16 protein-coding genes are annotated in these 18,261 nt (G+C 69.9%); 3 read left to right on the forward strand and 13 right to left on the reverse strand.

Annotation, left to right across the window (positions count from 1 at the left end):
• Positions 1 to 19 precede the first annotated feature (19 nt).
• On the forward strand, positions 20 to 517 hold the full coding sequence (locus LIU39_RS21800) for a peptidylprolyl isomerase (protein ID WP_227048507.1): 498 nt from the start codon (positions 20 to 22) through the stop codon (positions 515 to 517).
• A 391-nt stretch (positions 518 to 908) separates the two neighbouring features.
• Positions 909 to 2,834, forward strand: coding sequence for an N-acetylmuramoyl-L-alanine amidase (locus LIU39_RS21805; protein ID WP_227048508.1), 1,926 nt, complete (start codon positions 909 to 911; stop codon positions 2,832 to 2,834).
• Positions 2,835 to 2,939: 105 nt separating this feature from the next.
• Here LIU39_RS21805 and LIU39_RS21810 read toward each other — a convergent pair whose 3' ends face one another.
• On the reverse strand, positions 2,940 to 3,662 hold the full coding sequence (locus tag LIU39_RS21810; protein WP_372463996.1) for a L,D-transpeptidase family protein: 723 nt from the start codon (positions 3,660 to 3,662) through the stop codon (positions 2,940 to 2,942).
• A 429-nt stretch (positions 3,663 to 4,091) separates the two neighbouring features.
• On the opposite strand from LIU39_RS21810, the gene LIU39_RS21815 reads away from it, so the two are divergent.
• Complete coding sequence (locus LIU39_RS21815) at positions 4,092 to 4,829, forward strand: response regulator transcription factor (RefSeq protein WP_227048509.1); 738 nt, start codon at positions 4,092 to 4,094, stop codon at positions 4,827 to 4,829.
• A gap of 57 nt (positions 4,830 to 4,886) precedes the next feature.
• Here the strand turns inward: LIU39_RS21815 and LIU39_RS21820 are convergent, their stop codons facing one another.
• From LIU39_RS21820 to LIU39_RS21875, 12 genes are all read right to left on the reverse strand, one after another.
• Positions 4,887 to 5,846 (reverse strand): alpha/beta hydrolase, encoded by a 960-nt coding sequence (locus LIU39_RS21820; protein ID WP_227048510.1) that lies wholly within the window; start codon positions 5,844 to 5,846, stop codon positions 4,887 to 4,889.
• Between the two features lie 42 nt (positions 5,847 to 5,888).
• Complete coding sequence (locus tag LIU39_RS21825; protein WP_227048511.1) at positions 5,889 to 6,716, reverse strand: SDR family NAD(P)-dependent oxidoreductase; 828 nt, start codon at positions 6,714 to 6,716, stop codon at positions 5,889 to 5,891.
• Positions 6,717 to 6,867: 151 nt separating this feature from the next.
• Positions 6,868 to 8,697 carry an AfsR/SARP family transcriptional regulator gene (locus LIU39_RS21830; protein WP_264483093.1) on the reverse strand — a complete coding sequence of 610 codons (1,830 nt, stop codon included), beginning with the start codon at positions 8,695 to 8,697 and terminating at the stop codon, positions 6,868 to 6,870.
• Between the two features lie 197 nt (positions 8,698 to 8,894).
• Positions 8,895 to 9,578, reverse strand: coding sequence for a hypothetical protein (locus tag LIU39_RS21835; RefSeq protein ID WP_227048513.1), 684 nt, complete (start codon positions 9,576 to 9,578; stop codon positions 8,895 to 8,897).
• Positions 9,579 to 9,757: 179 nt separating this feature from the next.
• Positions 9,758 to 10,402 (reverse strand): antibiotic biosynthesis monooxygenase family protein, encoded by a 645-nt coding sequence (locus LIU39_RS21840; protein ID WP_227048514.1) that lies wholly within the window; start codon positions 10,400 to 10,402, stop codon positions 9,758 to 9,760.
• A 60-nt stretch (positions 10,403 to 10,462) separates the two neighbouring features.
• Positions 10,463 to 11,716 carry an MFS transporter gene (locus tag LIU39_RS21845; RefSeq protein WP_227048515.1) on the reverse strand — a complete coding sequence of 418 codons (1,254 nt, stop codon included), beginning with the start codon at positions 11,714 to 11,716 and terminating at the stop codon, positions 10,463 to 10,465.
• A gap of 74 nt (positions 11,717 to 11,790) precedes the next feature.
• Entirely contained in the window at positions 11,791 to 12,033 is a 243-nt protein-coding gene (locus LIU39_RS21850; RefSeq protein ID WP_227048516.1) for an acyl-CoA carboxylase subunit epsilon, read from the reverse strand.
• Positions 12,030 to 13,619 carry an acyl-CoA carboxylase subunit beta gene (locus LIU39_RS21855; protein ID WP_227048517.1) on the reverse strand — a complete coding sequence of 530 codons (1,590 nt, stop codon included), beginning with the start codon at positions 13,617 to 13,619 and terminating at the stop codon, positions 12,030 to 12,032. Before LIU39_RS21855 ends, LIU39_RS21850 begins: the two co-directional genes overlap by 4 nt.
• A 37-nt stretch (positions 13,620 to 13,656) precedes the next feature.
• The gene (locus LIU39_RS21860; RefSeq protein WP_227048518.1) at positions 13,657 to 14,421 is read right to left on the reverse strand and encodes an SDR family oxidoreductase; all 765 of its coding nucleotides are present in this window, start codon (positions 14,419 to 14,421) and stop codon (positions 13,657 to 13,659) included.
• A gap of 77 nt (positions 14,422 to 14,498) precedes the next feature.
• Positions 14,499 to 16,475: an SDR family oxidoreductase gene (locus tag LIU39_RS21865; RefSeq protein WP_227048519.1), complete on the reverse strand. Its 1,977-nt coding sequence runs from the start codon at positions 16,473 to 16,475 to the stop codon at positions 14,499 to 14,501.
• A gap of 3 nt (positions 16,476 to 16,478) precedes the next feature.
• On the reverse strand, positions 16,479 to 17,426 hold the full coding sequence (locus tag LIU39_RS21870; RefSeq protein ID WP_227048520.1) for an aromatase/cyclase: 948 nt from the start codon (positions 17,424 to 17,426) through the stop codon (positions 16,479 to 16,481).
• A gap of 43 nt (positions 17,427 to 17,469) precedes the next feature.
• The gene (locus LIU39_RS21875; protein WP_227048521.1) at positions 17,470 to 18,255 is read right to left on the reverse strand and encodes an SDR family NAD(P)-dependent oxidoreductase; all 786 of its coding nucleotides are present in this window, start codon (positions 18,253 to 18,255) and stop codon (positions 17,470 to 17,472) included.
• Positions 18,256 to 18,261: the final 6 nt, after the last annotated feature.

Genomic DNA, 18,261 nt, shown 5'->3' on the forward strand with positions numbered 1-18,261 from the left:
GGAATGCCACAATGCCTCCATGAGCACCAACGTCTTCTTCGACATCACCATTGACAACGAGCCCGCCGGACGCATCGTCTTCAAGCTGTACGACGACGTCGTCCCCAAGACCGCCAAGAACTTCCGCGAGCTGGCCACCGGCGAGCACGGCTTCGGCTACGCCGGCTCCAGCTTCCACCGCGTCATCCCGGAGTTCATGCTCCAGGGCGGCGACTTCACCCGCGGCGACGGCACCGGCGGCAAGAGCATCTACGGCGAGAAGTTCGCCGACGAGAACTTCCAGCTCAAGCACACCAAGCCGTTCCAGCTGTCGATGGCCAACGCCGGCAAGAACACCAACGGCTCGCAGTTCTTCATCACCACGATCGTCACCTCCTGGCTCGACGGCAAGCACGTCGTGTTCGGCGAGGTCGTCGAGGGCCAGGACCTGGTGACCCGGATCGAGTCGCTGGGCTCGCAGAGCGGCGCCACCAAGGCGAAGGTCACCATCGCCGAGTCGGGCACCCTCCCCGCCTGAACCCCCGCATTCCGCTGAGGCCACGGGCCTCGGCCACCACGAGCGCGCCTCCCGGCCACCGCAGGGAGGCGCGCTCGGTCGTTCCGCGGCGAACCCCGCGCCCACGCACGGGAGTTCCACCCCCCATAACCCCGCAGAACGGACCCACGGCGCGCCGACGGCCCCCGGCGGAACGGCAGATGCCCCTCAATGGCACCCCACCCTGGGCCGTCGGGGGGTTTTCTGATCTGATGTCACCGGCGTCGAGAGCCATCTCCGTCGAGGTGGTCACCGCCCGCTTCGGCGTGTCCACGCCGGTTCCGGACGCCACCCCCCACCCGGTGCCACAGGGCGAGCGCACGGCCCTCCTGTCGAAGACGCCCTTGGCACCGTTGCACCGAAGGGAAATTCTTTGCACAAGAGAAAAGTAAAGCGATGGCTGCCTGCGACAGTACTCGGCGGCACCCTCGCCGCAGGCGCTTTCGCTTTCCTGCCCTCCCTCGCCCAGGCACAGAACGAGGACGGCCCCAAGGCATCGAGCGCGCAGGCCGATTTCGCCGCAGCCGCCGCGGAGTTCAAGGTTCCGCTCGGCGTTCTGCTGGGCGTCGCCCATGAGGAGTCCGGCTGGCAGCAGCACACCGGTTACAGCAACACCGGCGGCTGGGGCCTGATGAACCTCACCGACGTGACGCCGAAGATGGTGGCCGGCGGCGCGGCAGGCGCGGCCGGGCGCGCCGACCTCAGCTCGTTCACCGACCACCCCGAACTGCACACCCTGCGGACCGCGGCGAAGCTGACCGGCGTCTCCGCCGACCGGCTCCGGAAGGACCGCAAGGACAACATCCGCGGCGGCGCCGCCCTGCTCGCCGCGTACCAGAAGCAGCTCACCGGCGGCACGTCCGACGACCCCTCGCAGTGGACCGCCGCCGTCGCCAAGTACAGCCGCCTGACGGACAAGAAGGCGGCCACGTCGTACGTCGACAAGGTCTTCGCCGCCATCACGTCCGGCGCGCAGCAGAAGTCCGCGAACGGCCCCTCCGTCAAGATGCAGGCCGAGCCGGCCGCGAAGCCGGCGGCCGGGCAGTTCGGCAAGCTCAAGCTGAAGGACACCTCGTCCCCCCAGGCCGAGTGCCCGCCGGAGATGACCTGCCGGTTCATCCCCGCGGCGGCGTCCAACGGCCAGGTGTCCGACCGCCCGGCCAACGGCATCGAGATCACGCAGATCATCCTGCACACCACCGAGGGCTCGTACGACAACGCGATCAAGACCTTCCAGACCGCGGGCGGCGCCTCGTCGCAGTACGTGATGAAGTCGTCGGACGGCTCGGTCACCCAGATGGTGCCCAACAAGGACATCGCGTTCGGTGACGGTAACTACGACAGCAACCTCCACGCGGTCCAGATCGAGCACGAGGGCTTCTCCGCCCAGGGCGCCGACTGGTACACCCCGGCCGTGTACGAGCAGACGGCGACGCTCGTGAAGTACCTGGCGGCGCGGTACCACGTGCCGCTTGACCGCCAGCACATCCTCGGCCACGACAACGTGGCGGGGCCCTCGACCGACACCGTCTCGGGCATGCACTGGGATCCGGGCAACGGCTGGGACTGGACCCGCTTCATGCGGGTGCTCGGCGCCCCGATCGACGACGGCGCCCGCGGCGTCGGCCCGATCGGCACCGCGGTGACCATCACCCCGGGCTTCGAGGAGAACCAGCAGACCCACACCGTCTGCCCCGAGGACGACCCGTCCGGCAAGGTCAAGACCTGCGGTCCCGTGACGGCTCCGTCGAGCGCCCTGTTCGTGCGCAGCGCCCCCCGGGACGACGCGCCGCTCGTCCTCGACCCGGTCATCCACGGCGGCAAGGACGAGACCGGCGGCACCGACCGCGTCTCCGACTGGAGCACCACCGTCCAGGCCGGCCAGAAGTTCGTCGTCGCCGACCGGCAGGGCGACTGGACCGCCATCTGGTTCGACGGCCAGAAGGGCTGGATACACAACCCCGGCGGGAAGAACACGACTCCCGCCGTGGGCGTGCACCTGATCAAGGCGGCCGGCGCCACCGCCGCACCCGTGTACGGCACCGCGTACCCGGACCCCGCCGAGTACCCCAAGGGCATGTCGCCCTCGAAGCAGGACCCGCTGACCGGCAAGAACTACGCGATCCCGGCCGGGCAGAGCTACGTCGCCGACCAGCCCCCGGTCGGCAGCGCGGACTTCTCCCCCTCCAGCGGGACGGTCGTCAAGGGCGCCAAGCGCTACTACACCGTCCAGTTCAACCACCGGTACGTCCTGGTGAACGCCGCCGACGTCACGGCCACGGAGACCCCGCGGCACTGACAACGGCACAGCACACGCGGACGCCCGGGACCATCAGGTCCCGGGCGTCCGTGTCCCGCCGCGCCCCGGTCTCCCGCGCGCTCAGCCGCGGGCGGGCGCCGCCGCTCAGGTGCCGGGCTTGTGCCCGTAGACGAACACGCGGTTGCCGACGGACAGCAGCTTCCAGTACGCCTTCGCGTCCGCCGTCCTCATGTTGATGCAGCCGTGCGAACCCGGCGCCGACCAGACGCTGCCACTGATCGCGTGGAACGCCTCGCCGCCGTCGAAGAACTGCGAGTACGGCATCTTGCTGTGGTACAGCGACGACACATGGTTCTTGTGCCGCCAGTAGACCTTCTTCAGCCCGGTGCGCGTCTCGTCGCCGTTGCGGCCCGTCCGTACCGGGACCGGGTGCTTGACGAGGTGGCGGCCGTTCTGGATCCAGCTGATCTGCCGGGTCAGGTCGACACACGCGATGCGCCCCCGGTTGGTGGGACACCGGCCCGCGCGGTTCGGGTTCTTCCACGCGCTCTGCTGCTTCTTGACCACCTGCATCACCTTCCAGGTGGCAGGTCCCGCGTAGCCGTACTGCGGGTAGATGCCGTGCGCCACCTGGAACGACCGGATCGCCCGGCAGTCCCCGACCGACTGCCGGCCGTCGGCCTTGCGCCCCAGGAACTTCTCGGCCTGCTTCTGGTACGGGCCCCGAAGACCGCCGCACCAGGACGACGACGAGGAAGCCGCCTGCGCGGGCACGGCCTGAAGCCCGGCCAGCAGCGGCGCCAGCACCGCACCTGCTATGCCGTACGCGGCCATCCGGCCCCGACGGCCCATTCGAGAACTCGTCATGCAACCCCACCCTCGACTCGACGCCCAGCAGGCGTACTTGGCGTACCTTCACGGTGGCGCGGAGTGAGGCGCTGCCGCCCGCACCGTCCGCGCGACGCCACAGTAGACCGTTATGTGGCGGCCAACCGGTCAGGGGAAGATTTGTCGGCCATCGGGTCAGCCGGGAAGCCGTTGGGCGTACAGGGCCTCACCCGCGGCCGCCGGATGGCTTGAACGCGGTGTGACAGCTGCTCTTCCAGGTCAACTTTGGTGCTATCGACTGCATTCAGCCGTGCTGCACAGGCCAGGCTTCTTGGGGCAGAAGTTAACGGGGGGTCAGACGGGGGGCCTGCCCGATCTGTCGCGTATACCCACAACAAGGGGCGTTGGCTGCGCTCACACCCACCGCCGGGCTGCCCGTGGCCCCATACGCGACACACAGGAGAGAACATGCAGGCATCACGACCGGTTCCGCAGCACTTCGCTCCCGCCCTCTCCCGCCATCCCAACGTCGCCCCGGCCGGCACATGGCGCATCCTCGTCGTCGACAGTGACGAACGTTCCGCGCAGGACCTGACACGCAGTCTTCAACGTCACAGACATCAGGCCAGAGCGGTCACCACGGGAGCAGCGGCACTCCGTGAACACCTCGACGCCGACGTCGTGATCCTCAACCTCGATCTCCCCGACATCGACGGGCTGGAAATCTGCCGGTCCATCGCCACGGCGAGCGATACGCCGGTCCTCGCGGTGACCGACCACGGAAGCGAACTGGACTGCGTGCTGGGCCTCCAGGCGGGCGCGGACGACTACCTGGTCGAGCCGTACGGTTTCCGCGAACTCTTAGCACGGGTCGACGCCGTGATGCGCCGGGCCCGCCCCAAGCCCGAAGCCGCACCGAGCATGCAACTCGGCCCCCTGGTCATCCAGCAGGCCACGCGTACCGTGGAACTGCACGGACGCACCGTTCCGCTCACCCGTAAAGAGTTCGAGCTGCTCCAGGTGCTGGCGTCCCCTCCCGGCGAGGTCGTCCCCCGGCGGCACATCCTCCAGCGCATCTGGCACGACACCGACATCAGCCGCAGCCGCACGATCGACACCCACATCACCAGCCTGCGCCGGAAGCTCGGGTCGCCCGACTGGATACTGACCGTCCGGGGCGTCGGGTTCCGTCTGGTGCAGATATGAGCCGCGCCGTGCGGGCCCGTGCGGTGCCCCCGGCGTCCGGCGCCGAGGCGCGCGGCCTCAGCGGGACGGGCCTGAAGGTGCGGCCTTGGGGGAAGCGCCGCCGTCCCGGGCCGGCGCCGGACAGCTGGTCTCCCGGCCCGTCAGGCACTCTTCCAGGAAGGCCAGGACCCGCAGATGGTAGCTGCGGGCCGCCCGCCCCAGGCTGATGTTGTGTCCCGCGCCCGCCAGGTGTGCGGTGCGTACCACGGGTGACGCCAGCCGTGCCGCCATCGCCTCCACCGTGGCCGCATCGCACCGCCACCAGCGTTCGTGTTCGGCGAAGGTGAAGCGCACCGGGACCTGTACGGTGCACGCCAGCTCGGCGTATCTGCGCGGCCAGTCCGGGATCTCCGCCGCCTCCTTGCCGGGAATCGGCGCGACCAGATACTGGGCGAGCCGGAAGGTGCCGGGCGGGTAGAGGGACAGCGGGCCCCAGTGCAGGCCACGGGAGCGGCGGCCGCCGGACCCGGTCAGCAGCCCGGGTTCGACGGCCCAGCGGTCGCTGATGCCGGAGACGTCCACTCCCAGGAGTCCGCCGTCGTTCCAGCCTGCCGCGGTGGACAAGGCGACCTTCCCGCCCAGGGAGTGGCCGACCAGGAAGAACCCCGCCCCTGTGGGAAGGCGGCGCGCGTAGTCGGACAGTGCCTGCCGTACCCGGACCGCCTGTTCGGCGAGTCCCGTTCCGTCGGGGACCTGCCGCGCCGACGCCCCGTACCCGGGCCGGTCCAGGGCGAGCGCCGCGTACCCGTGGGAGGCCGCGAGGGAGAGCAGGGAACCGGCCGGATCGGCCCGCCCGTGGAAGTAGCCGGCGCGCATGCCGCCGCCGTGCAGCGCGACCAGCACGGCGCGGGGGACGGATGCCTCCGGAAGGGCCAGCAGCCCGGAGAGGGTGAGGCCGCCCGCGTCCGCCTCGATGCCGCGGACCGGGTCATCGTCCCGGGCCGCCGGCATCGGCGGGTTCGAAGAGCGCTGCGTCATGACAACTCCACATCGTCGGCCGGTACGTCCGGCCAGGGCCGGTCAGCGGGAGAGCAGCTCCCGGGTCTTCGCATCGAGCCTCCGCGCGTCGTTCAGGTCGAAGGACGCGTCGTCCAGGCTCATCTGCCACCCTTCCACGAACGCGGTCACCGGATCGGCCGGCGGAGCGTCCAGGCACGCCATGACCGGCACGATCGCCGTCTCCGGCGACTTCGCGATCCTCTTCAGCCGTTCGACGTGCGCCCTGGTGGGCGCGTCGTATTCGCCGGAGAAGCTGGAGGAGACGCTGCCCGGGTTGAACAGGACGTACCGGGTCCGCGCGATGGCGCCGTATTTGTCCGCGAAGGCGACACCGAGCAGGTCGTTCGCCTTGCCGCCCTGCATCTGGGCATCGACCCCGTCATAACCCCGGGTGAATTCCAGGTCGTGCCAGTGGATTTCACCGACCGGTGAGCCGGGCCCCGCCACATTCATGATGACCGGCTGCGGTGCCTTCTCCAGTACGTCGCGCAGTCCGTAGCTGAGGAGATAGCGGCTCAGGTAGAAGAGCGCGAGGGTGGCTTCGTAGCCCTCGGCCGTCTCCCGTCGCGGGGCGAGGAAGTGCCGGGCGCACAGCACGAGGGCGTCGACGGCGGGAAGGTCCGCGGTGATCTGCCGGATGACTCTCTCGTTCTCGCTGATCAGGCTCAGGTCGGCGCGGATGAAGGAGGCCCGTGCGCCGGCGCCGATCTCCTCGGCAGCCGCGAGGAAGGACTCCCCCTTCCGCTGATCGCGTCCGATGATGACGGCGGCGTCGCCGCGCTTCAGGTAGGCGAGGGCGATGGCCCTGCCCATCCCGTCGGTGCCGCCCTGGACCACGATGTGCTTCACGCGGATCTCCCAGCTCTCGTTGCATGACGCAGCGTCGCGTCGGGTTCAACTTAGGGATTCCGGAGCCCAGTTCGCAACCACAGTAGACATTTTATTGAACCGCATGGTTCATATTTGCCGCCTCGTTCGTACACGTGCTCTCGCCCGCCCCTCACCCGGGTGTCCCCGCCAGCACCGCGCGGCCGGGCACCTTCCGCTTCGCCGCACCGCCCGCGACCTCGCGCAACGGCGCACGGCCGGGAACCCGTACGTGCGCGGAGAGAGCCAGCCGGGACAGGACGGGAACGGTGAACGTCAGCCCCTCGCGGCACGTGTGAAGTTCCACGGAGTTCGACGCGACGAGGGACTCCACCAGGCGGTTGAACTCCCCTGTCCGCTGACCGGAGTGCGCCATGGCCCGCAGCAGTTCCGGTTCACGCACCGGTCCTGGCAGCCGGCACAACAGGGACAGCAGCTCCCGCTCGGCCTCCGGCAGCCTGAGATGGGCGTTGCCGAGCCGCACGAGGGAGTCTCGCTGCGGGCCCTGGAGAAGGGTCAGCCTCTGGGTGACCTCCCGGGCGCGGCACAGCAGGTCGCGGACGAGCAGATCCGACCGAGCCGCAAGCCGCTCTCCCAGCGCACGGATGGCCAGCGGCAGCCCGTCGTACAGCCGGACCAGCTCCGCCGCCTCCGACCGCTCCCGCGCGAGGCACCGCGCAGGGGCGGCCATGCCGAGGAGTGCCACTCCCTCGTCCGCACTCATCCCCTTGAGCGGGACGCGGGTCACCGCACCGGGCAGGCCGTCGAGGCGCCAGCGCGAGGTGACGACCACCGCGCAGTCCGGGCTGCTGGGCAGCAGCGGCAGCACCTGCCCGCGCGAGAGCGCGTCGTCGAGCACCACCAGCATCCGGCGCTCCGACGTCCAGCTCCGGAAGAGCCGCGCCAGGTCCTCCACCGCCTCCGGCAGGCGCCGGCCCGGATGTCCCGACGACAGGAGCAGCGAGGTCAGCGCGTCCCGGCCGGAGACCGGCGTGCCGTCGGGACGGTGCAGCGTGGCGAAGAGCTGGCCGCCGGGATAGTGGGGCCGTAACAGGTGGGCGGCCTGAACCGCCGTCGCGGTCTTGCCGATTCCGACTCCGCCCGTCACCACGACCACCCGTACCGCAGGCGGCGTGCTCGCTGCTGCGCTGCTCGGGCCGCCCGCCGCGACGATCTCCGCCACCTCCGGCCCGCGCCCGACGAAGTCGGCTCTCCTGGGCGGGAGTTCGGCGGGCACGATGGCTCGTACCGCCTCTTCGACCGGGACGTCGGGGCGGCGTTCGGGCACCAGGGCATCCTCCAGGACGCCCCGCTGAAGATCCCTGATCTCCGCCGACGGCTCCATGCCGAGTTCACCGACCATCGCCGTGCGCAGTCGCCGGTAGGCGTCGAGCGCCACCTGGCGGTGGCCCGAGTGCGCTGCAGCCCGCATGAGCTGGCCGGCGAGCACCTCGTTGAGCGGATGGTCGATCGTCAGACCCTTGAGTTCGCTGAGCAGCTCACGGTGTCTGCCGAGTGCCGTGTCGGCCTCGATCCGCTGCTCAAGGGCCGCCATGCGAAGGTCTTCCAGCCTGGCCTGATGCGCCGAGAGCAGCACCCCGGCCGCCGTGCCGGACAAGGCCGGTCCGCGCCACAGCGCGAGTGCCGCACGGTAGGCGTCGGAGGCCGGGCCGGCTCGTCCCGCGCTCAGTGCGGCCCGCCCCTCGGCGCAGAGCTCCTGGAAGCGCCACAGGTCCAGCTGCCCCTTGCCGACCCGAAGCCGGTACCCGCGCTGCTCCGTCTCCACCCACGAGCTTTCCCCGCCGCCCTCCCGCAGCGCCTTGCGTACGTGGTAGATGTACGTCTGGACGGTCTTCCGGGCCAGCTTCGGGGGAGTCTCGCCCCACAGTTCCTCCACCAGACTCTCCAGCGGCACCACCTGATTGGCGCGGACGAGCAGCAGTGACAGCACCTGACGGCTCATGGGTGCGGCAGGTTCGCAAGCCCCCCGGCCCCCGCGTATTTCCACCGGTCCGAGAACGGAAAAGTGCATGAATTCCCCCGTCTGATATCGCAGTTACCGTTCGGGACTCCTGCGGCCCTGCGCCGTATCGCGCCGACCGCAGGGACAGATCGTCTGCAACGTGTGCGGGCGGGCCCCGGACTGCACGCGGAGTGGCCTCATCCGGCCGGGCTCGTGAGCGTGCGGCGGTGGGTGTAGCGGGCTCCCGCGTCGCCGCCGCCCGCTGCCTCCAGCAGCGGCTGGATCACCTCGTCGATGTGCTCGGCGGCCTCCTTCTCGGATGCCCACTCCGAGAGGACGAGCACGCTGCCGCCGTCCAGGCTGACGTGGAAGTTGGCGGCTATCGCGCCCGGGTAGGCGCGCTCCTCCCCTTCCGCGTCCTCCTCGGCTGCCAGCAGGCCGTCGATCCACTGACGCGCGGCCTCCACACCGGCCATCGGGAAGACGGCGGCGGGGAAGCACTCCGGTACCGGGGCCGGATCGGTGATCGCGCCGCCCCGGACGACACGGTAGAGCTGGAAGGGCACGGCTCCCTGGGACCGGGCGCCGGTGACGTCCCGGTGCGGCGCCCCGCGCGAGATGCTGCCCTCCTGGCGCAGCGAGGCATGCAGCGCCTCGCGGGAGGACCACTGCGCGTAGAGCAGTACGGAGTTGCCGTCCGTGCTGGTGTAGCAGCTGGCGGACACCAGCTCCGCGGGCCACTCGTGCGACTGCCAGTGCGAGGTGACGGCGGCAGTCACGGACCGCTGCCCCTCGGGGCCGCCTGTAGTGATCATTTCCACGAGCACGGCATCCACGTCTTTACGGTCGATCAGCGGTAGGGCATCGGGAAGGTGAGACATGCTCGACTCCTCGCTTGAAGATTCGGGAAAGGTGCCGCGGATTCCATCCTCGGATGGCACATCGATGATTTCCACAGCGGCGGATGAATGGTTGGAGACAGAAGAACAAATCCCTCGGAGAATCCCCTGGGAAATGTCAAATCAATGTCAAGGAAACCGCATCGGATGGCCCCGGTTCCTCACACAGTGATGCTGCGATGGAGGTGGTAGCGCTTGAACCCGATGGGTCGCACTCCCGGAACATCGCCGCTGACCCGCATGGTCGTCACCCGCGTCGCGCTGTCCAGGAACGCAAGGTGCGCGTCGTCGGAGGTCCATTCCGCGTAGTTGAGGACGCGCGTGCCGTCGATGCTGGCATGGAAGTTGGCTGAGAGCATGCCGGGCGACTGCTCGGGCGGCATCCCGTCGAGCGCTTCGACCAGGGAGCTGACGACCCTCTCCTGCCGTTCCGCGCCGTCGACATCGAACGTCGCGATGACGACACAGGCGGGCGAACCGGAACTGCCCGGCGGCAGCACGCTCCTGGTCAGGCGGTATTCCACCGATCCGGCCCCGGCCCGCTCGTGAAACGAGCGCACGAAGAGCTGAGCGGAATTCCCGCCGGCGCACTGCACGTAGGTCAGTACCGTGTCCTCTTCCACACTCAGGTAACAGCTGAAGGAGAGAATTCCCGCGGGCCACGGAACGCTGCTCCATTCCACGGCGGTCCGTTCCAATTCCCGGTGTGCGTCCGCCCTGTTCGGCACATGACGCTGGCCGACGAAGACGGTGGCCGCATCCGCACGCCGCAGATCCGGTCCGTCCAGCACGGTGAGTTCACTCATGCCACTTCACTCTTCCTTCGCACTCATCGCTGGTAAGAGAAATCGATCCGGGCTCGGACGTCAGCCCCGAGCGCGCTTTTCCGCGGCCTCGGGCCGTAGTGGTGCGGGCCCGGTCAGCCCGGTCAGCGCGGTCAGCAGGCCCACCGCGCTGACGACGGTGATGAGCAGCAGCGCGGGCCGGTAGCCGTGGCCCACCGTCAGCAGCAGTGCGACCAGCGGAAGCATCAGCACACCGCCGAGCTGCACTCCGGTCTGGTAGAGGGGCACGGCCGAACCTCGCTGCTCGGGCCGGATGGTTGCCGTGGCCTGCATGTTCAGCGCCGCGAAGGCGAGCACGAAACCCGTCTCGACCAGCAGCAGGGCCGGCAGGACCGCGGCCCAGTACGAGTCGGCCGGGGCACGCCACAGGTAGAAGGCGCAGCCTGCGAAGGGCGCGAGCGCGCCCAGGGCTATCAGCCGGCCGGTGCCCCACCGGGCGACGAGGCGCCCGGCGAAGGGGGCGGCCACCATCAGGGGAGCACAGGCCGGGAGCAGGGCCAGGGCGCACTGCCACGGCGACCAGCCAAGCCGCTGCTGGAGTTGGAAGGTGACCTGCAGCAGCAGGCCGACGTAGGTGCCGTTGAGGGTGGCCGCGCCGATCGCCGACCGCAGCAGCCGTGCGTCACGGAGCAGTGCCGGCTTCAGCCGTGGCGGGCGCCCGTCGGGGTCGTGCGGGATGATCCGCAGCGCACAGATCAGCAGGGCGAGGGCGACAGGTGCCGGAAAGAAAAGCGTCCAGCGCCAGCTCGATGCCAGCAGGGCCGCGGAGAGCAGCAGTCCCCCGGTGAAACCGGTGGCACCGAACAGGGAATAGACGGAGACGGCCTTGCGCTGCTGGGGGCCGTCACGGAAGGCCGTGCTGATGATGGCCAGTCCGGTGGGCGCGGTCAGTGCGGCGCAGCAGCCTTTGACCACGCGGGTCGCGATGAGCAGCAGCTCGCTGTCGGTCATCCCGCCGACCACCGATGCGAGGGCGAAGACCGCCATCGCACCCAGGTAGGCGCGTCGTCTCCCGCACCATGCGGTGATCCGGTTGCCCAGGAGCAGCAGGGCGGCGAAGCCGAGGGCGAATCCGCTCATCAGGCACTGGACCGCGAGCAGGGGCATGCCGACGGCGTCGCCGATCGTCGGGAGGGCGACGAGCACCACGGACACCTCGACGGCGTCCAGGAGCATGTTCCCCGACAGGATGCACAGCAGGGCCCACTGCCGGGCGCCCCACGGCGTGGACTGTGCGGCCGCGCCGTGGGCGTTGATCGTGCTGTTCGCTGTCATGTTCGTCAATCACCGTCTCGGGTCAGGTGCGTTACTGCGGCGCGGGCCGGGGCCGGGGCGGCGCCCGCGTGCCGTCAGCGGTGGTCCCGGTGCCAGGCCCGTGGGTCCGCGAAAGCCGGTGCGCGTTCGGGCCTGCGCCAGCGGGCCCCCGGCACGCCGGGCACCGGGGAGCCGTCCGGCGCGGTGTCACGGACGGCAGCCGCGCGGGCCATCAGGACCACGGTCACCGCGGCCAGTTCCTCCTCGTTCGGGCTGCCCCTCTCCACCCGCAGCAGTTCCTGCCGGGCGGCGCTGTCCGCCGCCGGGGCCCCGGTCACTGCGGTGGGTTTCCGTGCTTGCGCCGCGGCAGGTCGGAGTCCTTGGTCCGCAGCATGGCGAGTGAGCGGATCAGCACCGAGCGGGTTTCCCTCGGGTCGATGACGTCGTCGACGAGGCCGCGTTCCGCCGCGTAGTAGGGGTGTACCAGCTCCTTCTTGTACTCCTCGATCTTCTGCCGGCGCATCGCTTCGGCGTCGTCGGCGGCGGCGATCTCCCGTCGGAAGACCACGTTGGCGGCGCCCTCCGCGCCCATGACGGCGATCTCGTTGCCGGGCCAGGCCAGCGCGATGTCCGCGCCGATCGAGCGGGAGTCCATCACGATGTAGGCGCCGCCGTACGCCTTGCGCAGGACCACCGAGATGCGCGGCACCGTCGCGTTGCAGTACGCGTACAGCAGCTTCGCGCCGCGTCGGATGATGCCCTCGTGCTCCTGACGGACGCCGGGGAGGAATCCGGGGACGTCGACCAGGGTGACGAGGGGGATGTTGAAGGAGTCGCAGAACTGGACGAAGCGGGCGCCCTTTTCGGATGCCGTGATGTCCAGTACACCGGCCATCGTCGCGGGCTGGTTGGCGACGATGCCCACCGTCTCGCCGTCCATCCGCGCCAGCGTGCACACGAGGTTGGGTGCCCAGGTGGCGTGCACCTCCATGTGCTCGCCGTCGTCCACGAGTTCCTCGATGACCAGGCGGATGTCGTAGGAACGGCCGGCGTCGGCCGGTACGAGTTCGTGCAGCGCCTCGCCCGGCCGGTCCGCCGGGTCCGCGCCGCGTACGGACGGGGGCAGTTCACGGTTGTTGGCGGGCAGCAGGCACAGCAGGTAGCGGACCTCGGCCAGGCAGGTCTCCTCGTCGTCGTAGACGAAGTGGGCGACGCCCGAGACACCGCTGTGGACGTCCGCACCGCCCAGCCCGTCCTGCGATATCTCCTCGCCCGTGACGGCCTGGACCACATCGGGTCCGGTGATGAACATCTGGGAGATCCCACGAACCGCGAAGACGAAGTCGGTGAGCGCCGGCGAGTAGGCAGCGCCTCCCGCGCACGGCCCCAGCATCACGCTGATCTGCGGGATGACCCCGGAGGCCCGGGTGTTGCGGCGGAAGATGCCGCCGTAGCCGGCCAGGGCGGAGACCCCTTCCTGGATGCGCGCTCCGGCACCGTCGTTGAGCGAGACGAGGGGGGCGCCCGCCGCGACGGCCAGGTCCATGATCTTGTGGATCTTCTGGGCGTGGGCTTCGCCGAGCGCGCCGCCGAAGATGCGGAAATCGTGGGCGTAGACGAAGACCGTACGGCCCTCCACCTTTCCCCATCCCGTCACCACCCCGTCGGTGTACGGGCGCTTCGCCTCCAGCCCGAAGCCGCTCGCCCGGTGTCGCCGCAGCGGTTCCACCTCGGTGAAGCTTCCCTTGTCGAGGAGGAGGTCGATCCGTTCCCTGGCGGTCAGTTTGCCTTTGGCGTGCTGCCGTTCGGTGGCTCGGGGGTCAGGTCCCTGGTGGACGAGTTTCTTCAGCTCGGCCAGCTCGGTCAGCTCGTCCGACGGGTCCGAGAGACCGGCCGTCCGGGCCGGCAGTTCCGCGGTCGTCATGCTGCGGGTGCTCCCTTCTCGCCTCGGTTCACGGCCCTCACCAGGCCAGCCGCTGACCGGTCGGGGTGCCGTCCTCCCCCAGGAAGACCGCCGTCGGTCCGCCGTCCTCCAGGGTTGCCAGCAGCACGGGGATCCGCGCGCCCTGTTCCGGCGTCAGGTATCCCTGGTGATCGTTGATGTCGGTCGCGCAGAAGCCCGGGGAGACGGCGTTGACGAGGATGCCTTCGTCGCGCAGTTCGTTGGCGTAGGTGAGGGTGACGGCGTTGAGTGCGGCCTTGGACGTGCCGTAGTCCAGTACCGCGGGAAAGGTGCCCTTCGGGAAGACTCCCGAGGGGTCGTTCCGTTCCGCTGCGTAAGTCAGGGATCCGACGAGGCTACTGACGTTGACGATGCGGGCGGCCTGCGAGCGGCGCAGCAGCGGCAGCATCGCGTGGATCACGGCGATGACGCCGAAGACGTTCGTCTCGTAGGTGCGGCGTACCACGCTCGGCGGCGTCTCGCTGGGCTTGACCACCGGAGCACCGGTGCCGGCGTTGTTCACCAGGATGTCGAGGTGGCCCTGCTCCTCTTCGATGCGCTTGGCGGCGAGCGCGACGGAGGACTCGTCCGTGACGTCGAGTTGCACGAAGTGGACGTCGAGGCCGTCCGCGCGCAGGTCACGCTCCGCGTTCCGGCCGCGGTCGGCGTTCCGGGCGCCGAGATAGACACGGTGGCCCAGCTCGCCGAGGCGCCGGACGATCGCGCGCCCGATTCCCTTGTTGGCACCGGTGACGAGCGCGATGCGGGGGCTGTTGGTTGTCATGCTGGTCTTCCTCTTTCGCGGGGTGCGTCATCTGGTCGGCTCATGGGGCCAAGGGGCAGCCGGGCGAGGGCGGTTGCTCAGCCGAGGAGGGTTCCGCCGCTGGCATCGACGAACGAGCCGGTGATCCAGCGCGCTTCGTCGGTGGCCAGGAACGTCACCACGTCGGCGACGTCACCGGCGTCGCCGACCCGGTTGAAGGCGGAGACCTGTGCCATCTGCTCCACGGCCTCCGGGATGTCGAAGACCGGCCCGCCGTTGTCGGTGATGCCCGGAGCGACGCTGTTGACGGTGATCCGGCGAGGGGCCAGGTGCTTGGCCAGGTGAAGCGATATCTGCTCGATGGCGCCCTTGGTCATCGAATAGGCCACCTGCTCGGGTACGGCGGTCCGGGTGAGGGCGGACGAGATGTTGATGACACGTCCGCCGTCGGGCATGTTCTTCAGCGCCCGCTGCACGATGAGGTACGGCGCTTTGGCGTTCACGGCGAAGTACCGGTCGAGCTGCTCGGGCGTGACGTCCTCGGGAGGAATGCCGTCCGCGCCGGTGACCGCGGCGTTGTTCACCACGATGTCGAGCGCGGTCCTTCCGGTGCGCTCCTTCAGGCCGCGCTCCAGGCCGACGAAGAGTTCGTGCACGTCACCGGGGACTCCCAGCTCCGCACGGACCGGGAAGGCCCGGCCTCCTTCCTTCTCGATCAGGGCGACGGTCTCCTGTGCCGCGAGGTCGTTGGTGGCGTAGTGCACGGCGACCAGGGCGCCCTCGCGGGCCAGCCGCACCGCCGTGGCGCGGCCGATACCCCGGCTGGAGCCGGTGACGAGCGCGGTCTTGCCAGTGAGCCTGTCCATCGTGGAACTCCCGTGTGCTGGAAGGGTTCGGGTGAGGTCCCGGCGCGCTGCGGGAGGCGCCGGCGGCGTGTCCAGGCCGCTGATCATCAGGGCGAGGTGGCGGCGGACGACGTCCATGGCCAGGAGTTCGCCGAACACCTCCCGCATGCCGTCCACTTCGGGCCCGCCGAAGAGCAGCGCTGCCTGGGCCTGGATATTGGTCAGGGCCCGCGCGCCGACCGGGTGGCGCTCCGCTTGGTAGTCGTCCAGGCAGCTGTCCGCGGCCTCGCCGGTGATCTCGGCCACGAGCTTCGGAGCGAGACCGGCCGCGTCCTGCAGCCCAAGGTTGAGTGCCTGCCCGCCGACGGGCATCTGGGTGTGGGCCGAGTCTCCGGCCAGGAACACCCGGCCGTGACGGTAACGGGCCGCCTGGTGGCGGGTGTTGTCGAAGCTGTTGAGCCACACCGCTGTGCCGGTGCTGATGTCCTCGCCCGTCACCCGCTCCCAGGCCGCGGCGACGTCGGCGAAGTCCGGCTCTCGCGTGCGCGCACCGGGAGGCCGGGTCCGGTCGTGCACCATGAGCCGGGTCACGCCGCCACCGCGGTGGTGGGCGGTGGCGGTGCCGTCCGGATACCTCTTCAGGCGCCGCTCGGGGATGTCGATGCCCCGCACATCGGCCCTGAGCATCTGCCGGGTGGCGTCCTCCCGCGTCACATCGAAGCCCGCCAGCTGCCGCACCGTGCTCCGCTCCCCGTCGCATCCCACGGCGTACGCGGCGGTGAAGCGGCGGTTCCGCCCGTCGGGGCCGACCGCGGCGACCTCCACCCGGTGGTCGTCCTGCATCAGCCCGACGACCCGGTGGCCCCGGAGGATCTCGGCGCCCAGGCCGGTGGCCCACTCCTCAAGGACGGGTTCGAGGCGGCTCTGCAGGCACTCCCACTGACCGGCGTACACGTGGCCGGGCGCCGCTTCCGCCAGATCGAGCGGGATCCCGCCGAAGTGGCCGCGCCCGCCGTCCGGTACGTTCCCCAGCCGGTCGAGGATGCCGAGGTCGGCGAAGATCTCCATGGTTCTGGCGTGCAGGATCGACGCCCGGGACTCGGCGGTCGGCTCGGGCAACTGCTCCAGCACGACGGTCCGGGCACCGCCGGCGCTCACCTCCCCCGCGAGCAGCAGGCCGACGGGGCCGGCGCCGACGACGAGAACGTCCGCGTCCGCTGCGTCTCCCATCGCTCAGCGCCGCGCTTCCGCGAACGCCTTGGCGTGCCCCAGCGTTGCGCGGCTGTTCGTGCCCAGCGCCTCGCGCAGAAACGCGCGCGCTTCGGGCACGCCGGCGTCCGGGCCCAGGATCCGGCCGATGTTGTCGGTGTTGATCACCACAGTGTGCTGGGACGTCGCGGTGGTGACGCCGTCGCTGCCCTCGTCGAACCGCCAGAATCCGGTGTGCAGGGTCATCAGGGCGGGCAGCGTGGTCTGCTTGTACGCGATCTTGTGGTGCGGGAAGCAGACCCTGACCGACTCCGTGGTGTGCGTGGAACCGTCCTTGGCGCTGGTGTCCATGCGCAGTATTTGGACACCAGGGTCGTCCTCGGTCAGCGAGACGCCAAAGACGTGCGGCAGCCGCTCGGTCCACAGCTGGGCCTCGTTGATGAAGTCGTACACGTCCTTGGCCGAGCCGTTGATCCGCTCGCTGTCCTCGAAGGACAGCGTCAGCTCGGCGGAGTGCGCGGCCAGCTCCACGTTCGCTTTCAGGGCGGCGAGTTCGCTGCGGCTGTTGCGGTCCACGGCCTGGTCGATCCACTCCAGGCCCGCGGGGTCGTCGTCAATGGCGCGATAGGTGTGCAGCAGGCGCACCCGGGACTCGGCCTCCCCCCGCGGCTCGACGATCCAGGTGCCGCTCATCCGGGCCACGGGTGGGGCGGAGACTTCCTGGCCGAAGGTGATGCGCAGGCCGTCCGGGTCGAGCCGACGGCGCGACGTCCAGTTCTTGGCCTGACCGTTGGCCGTGGCCCATATCCGGATGCGCTCGTCGTCACCGCTGCTCTCCACCCGGTCCACGTACACGGACGGGGGGAAGAGCCGGGGCCACTGCTCCACGTCCGCGAGGTGGCGGTAGACCTCCGCGGCGGGGGCGGACATGGTGATCTCGTGCTCGACCTCGCGGGGCGCCTGTTCGGTCATGTTCGTCTCCTTGGCTGGGTTGGGTCTTCGGGTCCGTCCGGGGTCAGAAGTTGCCCAGGCCGCCGCAGACGTTGAGTGCCTGCGCGGTGATGGAGGCCGCCGTGTCGGAGGCCAGGTAGCCGACCAGGCCGGCGACTTCCTCGGGGGTGGAGTAGCGGCCGAGCGGGATCTTGGCCGTGAACTTCCGCAGGATCTGCTCCTCACTGGCCTCGTAGGCCGCGGCATAGCCCTGGCGCACCCGCTGCGCCATCGGGGTCTCCACATAGCCGGGGCAGACGGCGTTGACGGTGATCCCGGTGGGGGCCAGCTCGTTCCCGAGTGCCTTGGTGAAGCCCACGACGCCGTGCTTGGAAGCGGAGTACGGCGCTCCCAGGACGACACCCTGCTTACCCGCGGTGGAAGCGATGTTGATGATGCGTCCCCGGGTCTTGTCCCGCATTCCCCCGGCGGTCAGCACCTCCCGCGTCATCCGGAAGACGCTGTTGAGGTTGGTGTTGATGACGTCGAACCACAGCTCGTCCGCGATGTCGGCGGTGACGCCGCCACCGCTGCGCCCCGCGTTGTTCACCAGGACGTCGATGGTCCCGAAGCGGCTGACGGCTGCCCCGACCAGTGCCTCGACGTCCTCCTTCACACCGACGTCGGCGGCCTTGCCGTCCACCTCAAGTCCCGCGCCCTGAAGCTCCTTCACCGTTCGGGTCACGGCATCATCGGTGCGTGCGCAGACGAAGACCCGGTGGCCCTGTTCGGCCAGCAGCCGGGTGGTCGCCAGGCCGATGCCGCTGGTGGCACCGGTCACGAGAGCAACCTTGGATGCGTCCTGCTTCATGCTGTG

It is taken from the genome of Streptomyces pinistramenti (assembly GCF_020564935.1).
Taxonomy (GTDB): domain Bacteria; phylum Actinomycetota; class Actinomycetes; order Streptomycetales; family Streptomycetaceae; genus Streptomyces; species Streptomyces pinistramenti.